The organism is Stenotrophomonas sp. CC22-02 (assembly GCF_004365115.1).
Taxonomy (GTDB): Bacteria; Pseudomonadota; Gammaproteobacteria; order Xanthomonadales; family Xanthomonadaceae; genus Stenotrophomonas; species Stenotrophomonas forensis.
Genome location: NZ_SOCO01000001.1, coordinates 125,238 through 137,293 on the forward strand (window position 1 = coordinate 125,238; position 12,056 = coordinate 137,293).

A 12,056-nucleotide genomic window follows, 5' to 3' on the forward strand; every position below is an offset into this window, starting at 1 on the left:
CGGCACCGCGAACGAACCCCAGAGTTTAAACCACCGCCCCATGTTGAAGCTCGACCGATACCTGCTGGGCGATTTCGTCCAGAGTTTCCTCGCCACCCTGATCGTCCTGCTCGTGGTCAGCGTGGGCGGCGTCCTGGTGGACATCCTCGGCAACATTGCCGACGGACGCCTGCCGGCCAAGCTGCTGTTCTCCCAGCTGGGCCTGCAGTTCATCGCCTACCTGCCGCTGATCCTCCCGCTGGCACTGATGCTGGGCCTGCTGCTGGCCATCGCCCGCCTGTACCGCGACTCGGAAATGGCGGTGATCACCGCCATCGGCGTCGGCCCCAGGCGCCTGCTGCGGCCGCTGCTGATGCTGGTGGTGCCGGTGGTGCTGGTGGTCGGTGCCTGCTCGCTGTGGCTGGGCCCGTGGGCCGGCCGGGTGGCCGAGCAGATGATCATTGAAGCCAACCGCAGCGTACTGATGGCCGGCCTGGAGCCGGGCCGGTTCACCCCGCTGCCCAATGGCGGCGTGGTCTACCTGTCGTCGATCTCGCCCGATGGCACCCAGCTGGGCAAGGTGTTCATGCAGCGGCAGAAGGATGACCGCATCGAGGTGGTGTCCGCCGCAGGTGGCCGGATGTTCTTTGAAGGCGCCCGCCAGCGCTTCCTCGAGCTGGACGATGGGCACCAGGTGGAAGGGCCGGCCGCAGGCGGGCTGGATTACCGCCTGGCGACCTTCGCCCGCAACGACGTTGCCCTTCCCGATGGCGCCCAGACCCGTACCGAGGATGATCCGGAACTGATGCCGACCCTGCAGCTGATCGGCGATGGGCGCCCGCAGGCGCAGGCCCAGCTGCACCGGCGCCTGGCGCCACCGCTGATCGCACTGGCCTTTGCCCTGCTGACCGTACCGCTGGGCCGCAGTTCGCCGCGCCAGCAGCGCTACGGGCGGATGATGCTGGCCCTGATGGCCTACATGGTGGGGACCAACCTGATGTTCATCGGCAGTGGCTGGATCGCCACCGGCAAGATACCGCCCGCGATCGGCCTGTGGTGGTTGACCCTGCCACTGCTGGCGCTGTCGATCTGGATGTATGCACGTGATGGCCGCCTGGGCCGACCGAAGGGAGCCCGCGCATGAGGCTGCGCCCGATGCGTTTCGACCTGTACCTGGGCCGGACGGTGTTCACCACGGTGCTGCTGACCTGGGCGGTGCTGGTGGGCCTGGACGTGGTGATGGCCTTCTCCGGCGAGTTCAAGGACATCGGCAAGAACGGCTATACGCTGGGGCACGCGGCGGCCTGGGTGCTGTACACCGTGCCGCGCCGGGCCTACACGATGTTCCCCACGGCTGCGGTGATCGGCGCGCTGATGGGATTGGGCCAGCTGGCCGCGACGTCGGAACTGACCGCGCTGCGCGCACTGGGCCTGTCGCGCAGGCGATTGAGCGTGTCGGTGGCGATCGCGCTGTCATTGCTGACCGCCGTGATGGTGTTCAGCGCGGAGACACTGGGACCGTGGGGCCAGGACCGCGCCGATGCGCTGAAGGCCAGCGCCAAGTGGGGCCGGGACATTGCCACCACCCGTTACTCGGGCCTGTGGGCGCGCGAGGGCGATACCTTCCTCAGCGCTGCCGGCGGCGAGGAACAGCTGGTCGGCGACAAGGGCACGCGGCTGATCCTGCGTGACGTGCGCCTGTATCGCATCGCCGAAGATGGACAGATCGCCTCGATCACCCATGCTGCCACTGCCGAACATGACCGCGACGGCTGGGTGATGACCGGCGTCCGCCGCGATACGTTCGGCGAGCGCTCGGCCACGCGCCAGGAAGTGGCACGGGAGCCGTGGAATTCCCGCCTGGATGCCGGCGCGCTGGCCGCGGGTATTGCCAAGCCGCGCAACCTGAGAATCGCCGAGTTGCGGGCCAGTATCGAATACCGCGAGCGCAATGGCCTGGACGCCCGTGATTTCGAGGATATCTACTGGAGCCGCTGGTTCTACCCGTTGAACGTGCTGGCGCTGTGCCTGGCCGCGGTGCCGTTCGCGTTCGGTTCGCTGCGCAGCGGCGGCATGGGCAAGCGCCTGTTCCTGGGCATCCTGTTCGCGCTGGGCTTCTGGCTGCTGCAGCTGTTCTTCGGCCGCATGGCCGGCGCGCTGAAGTTCGATTACCGCATCGCCTATGCGCTGCCGCCGATCGTGATGCTGGCGGTGTCCGGTTTGCTGTTCCGGCGCAAATCCGGCTGAATGCTGCAGCGCCGGGCGCGGCCCGGCGGTTTTCCGCGGCCCGCGCGTGGCGTGAGTCGAGCATGGCTCGACGCTACAGAATGCGGGTCAGCGCTTGGGCAACCGCACCACGCGGGTGCCACTGGCGCGGTCGTGCCAGGTCAGGCGCTGGCGGTCGACCCATGCCCACCAGAAGCCCAGCCCGCCCAGCAGCAGTGACAGCGTGCCCACCGCGAAGCGCAGCCACAGCTGCGCGCGCCGCAGCGGCGTGCCATCGCTCGATTCGAGCTTCAACCGCCATGGCCGCATGCCCAGCGTCTGGCCGCCGCGGCGCCAGCTGGCCGTTGCATACCCACCTGTAACACCCCAGCACACCGCCCACAGCAGCCACTGCCAGGCACTGAACGGGGCGATGTTCTCGCGCTGCGCGTGGCCGCTGAGGGTGTAGGCCAGGGTGAACAGCGTGCCGGCCAGCATCCACAGTGCCAGCACCGGCAGCGCGTCGTAGACCATGGCCAGCACGCGCCAGACCAGCAGGGCACGCGGGCGCGGCATTCCAGTAGCGGCCGCAGGGGCCGTGTCGGTGGCAGGGCGGGACATGCGCCGAGCATACGCAATGCTGGCCGCATCCGCTGGCGCCCTCGTATCCTTCACCCATGGCTCTTGTTTCCACTCCTGCGGAACGCCGCCAGCTGGTCCAGCAGCTGCCCGAACTGCGCGCTGACGACAGTGCGCGCATCCAGCGTTTCCTCGATGCGATCTGGGCCGAGAATGGCCTGGCCCGCGCCACGCTCGACAGCTACCGGCGCGATCTGGAAGGGCTGGCGCGCTGGATGGATGGGCGCGACGGTGGCCTGGCCGGCATCGAGCGTCCCGGGCTGTTCGACTACCTGGCCTGGCGCACCCGCCATGGCTGGTCGCCACGCAGCAACGCACGCCTGCTGTCGGCGCTGCGGGCGTTCTTCGCCGATGGCGTGCGCCGTGGCGAACGCAGCGAAGACCCCAGCGCGTTGCTGGACCCCCCGAAGCTGCCACGCTTGTTGCCCAAGGCGCTGACCGAAAGCCAGATCGATGCACTGCTGGCGGCGCCGGACATCGACAGCCCGCTGGGCCTGCGCGACCGTGCCATGCTCGAACTGATGTATGCCGCCGGCCTGCGCGTGAGCGAACTGGTGTTGCTGCCGGCCACCGCGGTCAACCTGCGCCAGGGCGTGATACGGGTCACCGGCAAGGGCAGCAAGGAACGCCTGGTGCCGCTGGGTGAGGAATCCCAGCATTGGCTGGAGCGCTACCTGCAGCAGTCGCGGCCACAGCTGGTCGGCAAGGGCAGGGTGCAGGCGCTGGCGGATGGGCAGACCCCGTTGTTCGTCGAGTCGACGCTGCATGCGTTGACCCGCCAGGCGTTCTGGCACCTGGTCAAGCGCCACGCGCAGGTGGCCGGCATCGACCCGGCGCGGATCAGCCCGCACGGCCTGCGCCACAGCTTCGCCACCCATCTGCTCAATCGCGGCGCCGACCTGCGCGCGCTGCAGATGCTGCTGGGCCACAGTTCGCTGTCGACCACCCAGATCTACACCCTGGTGGCCCGCGAACACCTGCAGAAACTGCACGCCCGCCATCACCCGCGCGGCTGAGCAGGGGCCTGAATCCCGGCTTCGGGCCGTGCGCGGCATCGCGGCCCGCTGCGGGCGGCTGTGTCAGAATCCGGGGTCTTCTTCTGCCGCGGACCGCTCCATGCTTCGATTTGCCATCGCCGCCGTGCTCGGTGCGCTCAGCCTGACCGCCTGTGCACAGCCGGCCCCGCCGGCCGCCAAGGCACCTGCACCTGCTGCGGCCAAGGCCAGCCCGGCCAGCAACGCGTCGGCCGACCAGGCCGTGCGTGCGGCGTTGACCGCGCTCAATCCCGGCTTCCAGGTGGACTACATCGGCGCCGCGCCGTTCCCCGGTTTCCGCGAGGTCGTCGTTTCCGGCCAGCTGCTGTACGTGTCCGATGATGGCCGCTACCTGTTCCAGTCGCAGCCCTACGACACCCGTGCCAAGGGCCCGGCCAACAGCGAAGGCCTGCTCGGCTACCGCCGCGACCTGCTGGCCAAGGCCAACCACGGTGACCGCATCGTGTTTGCCGCGCCGAACGCCAAGTACACCATCAGCGTGTTCACCGACATCGAGTGCGGCTACTGCCGCAAGCTGCACCAGGACATTGCCGAGCTCAACCGCAACGGCATCAGCGTCGAGTACCTGGCGTTCCCGCGCATGGGCCTGGGCAGCAAGGATTACACCGACATGATCTCGGTCTGGTGTGCGGCCGACCGTCGCCAGGCGCTGACCAATGCCAAGCGCGGTGGCAGCGTGCCGGCCAAGAACTGCACCAACCCGGTGGCCATGCAGTACGCGCTGGGCCAGCAGCTGGGCGTGAACGGTACGCCGGCCATCTTCGCCCCCGATGGCACCCAGTTGGGCGGCTACCTGCCGCCGGCGCAGCTGCGCGCGGCGCTGGAAAAGCTGTCGGCCAAGCGCTGACGCGGAACTGCAGCGTCGAGCCATGCTCGACTGCGGTTCCACATGTGACATCCGAGCCTGGCTCGGCGCTACAGATCAGAGGCCGGGGGCGCACAATGCACCCCCGGCTTTTTTCTTACTTCAGACCATCACTGACCGCCTTGGTCAGCGTGCCCTGCGCATCGTCACCACTGAACTCCCAGACGAACGCGCCGCCCAGGCCCTGGGTCTTCACGTAGCCCATCTTGCGGGTGATGTTGGCCGGGGTGTCGAAGCTCCACAGCGTGCTGCCGTTGTAGATCCAGGTGGCACCGGCGGTGTTGTCGGTGTAGCCCGGCCACGCCAGGTTCTTCAGCACCTTCCAGTCTTCGATGCCGGCTTCATACGTGCCCGGCGCAGCGCCGCTGGCGGTCTGGTACAGGCCGTTGTTGGCGTTGGCGACGCCGGTCCAGCCACGCCCGTAGTAGCCGATGCCCAGGTTGAGCTTTGCGGCCGGCACGCCACGGCTGATGAAGGCCTCGATGGCATCGTTGCTGTTGTACAGCTTCTGGTCGCCGGTGGACGGATCATTCGGCGAATCGAACAGCGCCGACTGGTGATTGGTCTTCGCATCCCACGCGCCGTGGAAGTCGTAGGTCATCACGTTGATGTAGTCCAGGTACGGATGGTACGCGGCCGGATCGGTGACGCGGATCTTGTCGATGCCCGCACCCACCGCCACCGTCAGCAACAGGCCCGGACGCACCGCATCGAGTTGGCGGCGGAACTCGGCCATCAGCGCGGTGAAGTTGGCGTTGTCCTCCGGCTTGCCGCATTCGATGCCACAGGCCACCGGGTATTCCCAGTCGATGTCGATGCCGTCGAACACGCCCAGTGCGGCACCGGCGCCACCGGCACCGTCGGTCACCGGCAGATTGCCCTTGATGTAGGCGTCGATGCACGAGGCGACGAAGGCCTGGCGGTTTTCCGGGCGCGCCGCGCTGGAGAAGCCGCGCGACCAGGTCCAGCCACCCAGCGAGATCAGCACCTTCATGCCCGGGTACTTGGCCTTGAGCTGCTTGAGCTGGTTCCAGTTGCCGCGCAGCGGCTGGTCCCAGGTATCGGCGCTGCCGCTGACGCTCTCGGCGGCACTGAACGCCTTGGTGTAATCGGCAAAGGCATCGCCACCGGCACCGCTGTTCGGATCCGACGGCTGGGTGATGCCCACTTCGCAGCGGTTGTTGCGCACGTTGCCGAACGCATAGTTGATGTGGGTCAGGCGCGCGGCCGAACCGCTGCTGTCGATGTTCTTGACCCGGTAGTTGCGGCCGTAGATGCCCCACTGGGTGAAGTAACCGATGACCCGCTTGCCGGTGCTGCCGCCGTCGCCGGCCAGCGTGGTGGCGCTGATCTCGGTACCCTGTGCCGACGCATTGCCAGCGTTGTCGCGGGCGCGCACGCGGTAGCGGTAGGTGGTCGATGCGGTCAGCCCGCCGTCGACATAGCTGGCACTGGACGGCGAACCGACCAGGCTGCCGTTGCGGTACACGTCATAGCCAGCCATGCCGCTGCCACCGGTGTTGTCGGTGGACGGGCTCCAGCTGAGCGCGATGCTGCTGGCGGTACGGGTACCCACGGCCAGCCCGCCCGGCACGCTCGGCGCGGTGGTATCGCCACCGGCGGCGTTGACGGTGATGGTGATGGTCGGCGTGCTGGTGGTGGCGTTGTTGTTGTCGGTGGCCACCGCACGCAGCGTGTGGCTGCCGGCGCTGGCATTGGCCCAGCTGGCCGCATACGGCGCGCTGGTGGCGATGCCCAGCGAGCTGCCATCGCGGAAGAACTCGACCTTGGCGACGCTGCCGTCCGGATCACTGGCGTTGGCGGTCACGTTCACCGTGCTGCCGGCGCTGAAGGTGGCACCGTTGGCCGGCGAGGTCAGGCTGACCACCGGCGGCTGGTTGCTGCCACTGCCATCGCAGGCACCCAGGTTGGTGTAGTAGGGCGCACCGGCCGGATGATCCGGCGGCGCGTTCCAGATGTCCTGGTTCGCCCGATAGAGGACGCCTCCTTTCTGCAGGGTATCGCCGGCCCGGTAGATCTTGGCCTGGTCCCACTGGGCCACCCCGGCACAGCTGGCGGCCTGCGCCAGGCCGGGCAGGGCGACGCTGCCGGCGGCCAGGGCAAGCAGCCAGGCCAGGCGGCGGGGACGACAGCTACGGGTCGAACGTTCGGCACTGCGCACAATCGGGTCGTACATGGGTAAGTCTCCGATCAAAGGGCGCGCGGGCCCCGATGGCGCCGCGCGTGACGCAGGTCCGGGCGTCGCCCGGGAAGGCGACGGAGGGGGCGGACGGGGTACCTGGGAGGCCGGGGAGAGAGTCCGGCGCCAGGTAGGGACAACGTTGTCATCAATCGTGTGGTCAATCCGTGAGCGAGTGCATGGTTCGGGGATCCGGGGGAGAGCGGCGCTGCGCGCGGTCGGCGGCCATCGGCGGAGCCCCCTTGTGGCTGGGGTGGGTCGCTGAAAGCGGGTTTCTGAGGGTTGGCCGGGTGGGTGGGCTGCGCAGGGGACGCTGCAAGTACGTCCATGTAAGCTCGATCGCCGCATCCATGCGGCTCACGCCCCTGCGCAGCCCACCCACCCGGCCCCTGACGGGTTCCTGCGCGGTCAGCCACGAAAGGCAGAACAAAAAATCAAAAGCAGAAGCCGGTCGCTTCGCTCTTCAACGCCCGATTTCTGATGTTTCCTGGTTGCCGGCCAGCGGCCGGCATTGCCGCAGAGCATCCACGCATGGCGTGGATCTACCGCAGATCGCGGAAATCTGTCGAAGGCGGGGTGGTGGGGGCCAGCAGGACCGTTGGCGCCATGGATGGCGCCATCGAGCCCCCATGGATGGGTTTACGGCGTGTCCTGCTGGCCCCCACCACCCCGCCAGCCCACGGAATGCCTGCTGTTGCCTTGGCCGTTGCCGTTGCTGTTGCCCTGGCTTCGGCGGGTGCCGGGCGCCGCCCGGCCAGAGCCCACCCCCCGCTTCCGGTACAATGTCGGGCCCGTTTCCCAACTACGGTTCCCCGGACATGATGGTCCTCGAGGGCGCGCCCGCCCTGTCGCCGTTCCGCCGCGAACGTCTTGAATCCCGCCTGCAGTCCATCGCTCCCTCCCTGCGCATCAGCGGCGCCTGGCACGTCTACTTCGTGCAGCCCGAAGGCAGCGCCGCCCCCGACCTGACCACCCTGTGCCGCATCCTCGAAGCTGCGCCGCAGGCCGAGGCCGTGGCCGACGGCGCGGTCAGCCGCATCGTGGTGCCGCGCCTGGGCACGCTGTCGCCGTGGTCGAGCAAGGCCACCGAACTGGTCCGCGGTGCGGGCCAGCCGGTCAGTCGGGTCGAGCGTGGCCTGCGTATCGATGTGCTGGGCTGGCCGGCCGATGCCGCCGCCCAGCAGGCGCTGGTCAAGGCACTGCACGACCCGATGACGCAGTCGGTGCTGGAGACCGTGGCAGAGGGCCAGGCGCTGTTCTCGGCACCGGCCCGCGGTGAGCTGGAACGCGTGCCGGTGGACCAGCTGGAGGCCGCCAACCAGCGCCTCGGCCTGGCCATGGCCCAGGACGAGATCGACTACCTGCGCGAACGCTTCACCGCGCTGGGCCGCTCGCCGTCGGACGTCGAACTGATGATGTTCGCGCAGGCCAATTCCGAGCACTGCCGCCACAAGATCTTCAACGCCAGCTGGACCATCGACGGCCAGGAACAGGACCGCTCGCTGTTCCGGATGATCAAGAACACCCACCAGCAGACCCCGCAGCACACGCTCAGCGCGTACAGCGACAATGCGGCGGTGATCGAAGGCCACCCGGCCTCGCGCTATCGCCCGGATCCGGCCAGCGGCGAATACCGACGCGAGCCGCAGGTGCCCAGCGCGTTCCAGATCAAGGTGGAAACGCACAACCATCCGACCGCGATCGCGCCGTTCCCGGGCGCATCGACCGGTAACGGTGGCGAGATCCGCGACGAAGGTGCGACCGGTCGCGGCGGCAAGCCGAAGGCCGGCCTGTCCGGTTTCTCGGTCTCGCACCTGCGCATTCCCGAGCTGCCGCAGCCCTGGGAAGCGCCGCGCGCGCTGAACCCGCGCATGGCACCGGCACTGGAAATCATGACCGACGGCCCGCTCGGCGGCGCCGCGTTCAACAACGAATTCGGCCGCCCGAACCTGCTCGGCTACTTCCGCAGCTTCGAGCTGCCGGAAGGCGCCGATCTGGTGCGTGCGTACGACAAGCCGATCATGCTGGCCGGTGGCCTCGGTGCGATCGACCGCATCCAGGTCGAGAAGATCCCGCTGCAGGCGGGTGATGCGGTCATCGTGCTCGGCGGCCCGGCGATGCTGATCGGCCTGGGCGGCGGCGCCGCCAGTTCGGTGGCTTCCGGCGAGAGCGCCGAGGACCTGGACTTCGCCAGCGTGCAGCGCGACAACCCGGAAATGGAGCGCCGCTGCCAGGAGGTCATCGACCGCTGCGTGGCGATGGGTGCCAACAACCCGATCAAGTTCTTCCACGACGTCGGTGCCGGTGGCCTGTCCAATGCCATCCCCGAACTGCTGCACGACTCCAAGGTCGGCGGTGTCATCGATCTGGGCAAGGTGCCCACCGATGATCCGTCGCTGTCGCCGATGCAGCTGTGGTGCAACGAGTCGCAGGAGCGCTATGTGCTCGGTGTCGCGCAGGAGCGCCTGGCCGAGTTCGCCGCGCTGTGCGCGCGCGAGCGCTGCCCGTTCGCTGCGGTCGGCGTGGCCACCGCCGAGGAACACCTGGTGGTGGCCTACGGTGCGGTGCCGGGCCACACCCCGGCCGATGCGCCGATCGACCTGCCGATGGACGTGCTGTTCGGCAAGCCGCCGAAGATGCATCGCGACACCGCGCACCCGCCGGCGCCGCGCTGGCCGGCGCTGAAGACCGGTGGCCTGGACCTGCACGAGGCTGGCCTGCGCGTGCTGGCGCACCCGACGGTGGCGTCGAAGAACTTCCTGGTCACCATCGGTGACCGCAGCGTCGGCGGCCTGACCGCCCGCGAACAGATGGTTGGCCCGTGGCAGCTGCCGGTGGCCGACGTGGCGATCACCCTGGCCGACTTCGATGGCGTGTCCGGCGAAGCGATGTCGATCGGTGAGCGCACCCCGCTGGCCCTGCTCGATGCGGCCGCTTCGGCACGCATGGCGGTGGGTGAAGCACTGACCAACCTGTGCGCGGCCCCGGTCGACGCACTGGATGAAATCAAGCTGTCGGCGAACTGGATGGCCGCTGCCGGCCACCCGGGCGAGGACGCGCTGCTGTACGACGCGGTCAAGGCGGTGGGCATGGAGCTGTGCCCGCAGCTGGATATCAGCATTCCGGTGGGCAAGGATTCGCTGTCGATGCAGGCGCAGTGGCACGACCAGGGCGAAGCACACAAGAGCGTGTCGCCGGTGTCGCTGGTGATCTCGGCGTTCGCGCCGGTCGCCGACGTGCGCCAGCAACTGACCCCGCTGCTCGACCGTGAGGTGGAGAGCGAGCTGTGGCTGATCGGCCTCGGTGCCGGCAAGCAGCGCCTGGGCGGTTCGATCCTGGCCCAGGTGCATGCCGAGCACGGTGATCTGCCGGCCTTCGCCGGTGCCGCCCCGGACCTGGACGATCCGCAGCGCCTGCGTGGCTTCTTCGAACTGATCCGCGATGCGCGCCAGTCCGGACTGCTGCTGGCCTACCACGACCGCAGCGACGGTGGTGCCTTCGCCGCACTGTGCGAAATGGCCTTCACCTCGCGCCTGGGCCTGGACATCACCCTCGATGCCTGGGGCGATGATCCGTTCCGCAGCCTGTTCAATGAAGAACTGGGCGCAGTGGTGCAGATCGCGCGCGAGGACCGCGCCGCGTTCGCCGATCTGGTCGAGCGCCACGCACTGACCGAGTGCGCGCAGCGCATCGCCAAGCCGACCACCGCACCGGTGGTGCGCGTGTCGCTGGGCGGCGAGAACCTGGCCGAATGGCGCTGGGATGCGCTGTTCGATGCCTGGTGGTCGGTCACCCACGCGATGCAGAAGCGCCGCGACAACCCGGCCAACGCCGATGCCGAGCGTGAAATCGCCCGCGCCTTCAACGCACCGGGCCTGAAGCCGAAGCTCAGCTTCGACCTCAACGAAGACGTGGCCGCACCGTTCATCAGCACCGGCGCACGTCCGCGCGTGGCAGTGCTGCGCGAGCAGGGCGTCAACGGCCAGATTGAAATGGCCAACGCCTTCGAACGTGCCGGCTTCCGCGCCTTTGACGTGCACATGAGCGACCTGATCGAAGGCCGCGTGGCGCTGCAGGACTTCACCGGCCTGGTCGCCTGCGGCGGCTTCAGCTATGGCGACGTGCTCGGTGCCGGCCGTGGCTGGGCCACCTCGATCCTGGAGCGCAGCGCGCTGCGTGATGCCTTCGCCGCGTTCTTCGCCCGCGAAGACAGCTTCGCGCTGGGTGTGTGCAACGGCTGCCAGATGATGAGCCAGCTGAAGAACATCATCCCCGGTGCCGAACACTGGCCGCAGTTCCGCCGCAATGCCAGCGAGCAGTTCGAAGCCCGCACCGCGCTGCTGGAAGTGGTGGAGTCGCCGTCGATCCTGCTGCGCGGCATGGCCGGTTCGCGCCTGCAGGTGGCGGTGGCGCATGGCGAAGGCCAGGCGGTGTTCGACAACGCCGTCGACCAGGCCGCGGCCCGTGTTTCGCTGCGCTACATCGATGGCCACGGCAACGTTGCCAGCCAGTACCCGCTGAACCCGAACGGCTCGCCGGACGGCATCACCGGCCTGACCAGCAGCGACGGCCGCGTCACCATCATGATGCCGCACCCGGAGCGCACCCCGCGCGCGCTCAACCTGAGCTGGGCGCCGGCCGAATGGCAGGGTGATTCGCCGTGGATGCGCATGTTCCGCAACGCGCGGGTGTGGTGCGGCTGACGGCGCAACCGTCGCGCACGCCACAATGCGATGAGGTACGGAAAACCCGGCAGGCGACTGTCGGGTTTTTCTTTGGTCGGGCAGAAATACCTGCCGCAACCATCAGTTACATGCGTTTACAGGGCGCCGGTGGTTCGTCACCCGAATCTAACAAAATCGCTTTATAAACAGGTGAAATAGTGAACTGCTTCACGGCAATAGGATTTGCCGTGTCAAAGTCTTGACGATCTGGAAAGTTGCCGTTAACACTTGAACCCCGTTACAGAATCATTCATTTCGCAGTAACCGGTTGGCGCACGCGCTCGGTTTTCTGTCGCTGCGCGCCGTTCGGCAATACCCCGCAGTAAATCACGCGAATAAACGCCCCCAGGGGACGTTGGGCCGGAAAGCCCAGCGGTGGCGTTGCTTTG

General features: G+C 68.1%; 7 protein-coding genes. 5 read left to right on the plus strand and 2 right to left on the minus strand.

The genetic code is table 11. The features are described 5' to 3' along the window. Positions 1 to 40 precede the first annotated feature (40 nt). Both lptF and lptG read left to right on the plus strand, forming a co-directional pair. Complete coding sequence (gene lptF / locus N440_RS00575) at positions 41 to 1,123, plus strand: LPS export ABC transporter permease LptF (RefSeq protein ID WP_133933758.1); 1,083 nt, start codon at positions 41 to 43, stop codon at positions 1,121 to 1,123. Beyond that, complete coding sequence (gene lptG, locus N440_RS00580; RefSeq protein WP_004154136.1) at positions 1,120 to 2,226, plus strand: LPS export ABC transporter permease LptG; 1,107 nt, start codon at positions 1,120 to 1,122, stop codon at positions 2,224 to 2,226. Before lptF ends, lptG begins: the two co-directional genes overlap by 4 nt. A gap of 87 nt (positions 2,227 to 2,313) precedes the next feature. Here lptG and N440_RS00585 read toward each other — a convergent pair whose 3' ends face one another. Next, positions 2,314 to 2,805, minus strand: coding sequence for an RDD family protein (locus N440_RS00585; RefSeq protein ID WP_133933759.1), 492 nt, complete (start codon positions 2,803 to 2,805; stop codon positions 2,314 to 2,316). A gap of 56 nt (positions 2,806 to 2,861) precedes the next feature. On the opposite strand from N440_RS00585, the gene xerD reads away from it, so the two are divergent. After that, positions 2,862 to 3,839: a site-specific tyrosine recombinase XerD gene (gene xerD / locus N440_RS00590; protein WP_133933760.1), complete on the plus strand. Its 978-nt coding sequence runs from the start codon at positions 2,862 to 2,864 to the stop codon at positions 3,837 to 3,839. Between the two features lie 100 nt (positions 3,840 to 3,939). After that, entirely contained in the window at positions 3,940 to 4,725 is a 786-nt protein-coding gene (locus N440_RS00595) for a DsbC family protein (protein WP_133933761.1), read from the plus strand. Positions 4,726 to 4,840: 115 nt separating this feature from the next. Here the strand turns inward: N440_RS00595 and N440_RS00600 are convergent, their stop codons facing one another. Then, a complete protein-coding gene (locus N440_RS00600) occupies positions 4,841 to 6,940 on the minus strand; it encodes a glycosyl hydrolase family 18 protein (RefSeq protein ID WP_133933762.1) in 2,100 nt (699 codons plus the stop codon). 821 nt (positions 6,941 to 7,761) lie between these two features. Between N440_RS00600 and purL the strand changes: the two genes are divergently transcribed. Continuing rightward, positions 7,762 to 11,646 (plus strand): phosphoribosylformylglycinamidine synthase, encoded by a 3,885-nt coding sequence (gene purL / locus N440_RS00610; protein WP_133933764.1) that lies wholly within the window; start codon positions 7,762 to 7,764, stop codon positions 11,644 to 11,646. Positions 11,647 to 12,056 lie beyond the last annotated feature (410 nt).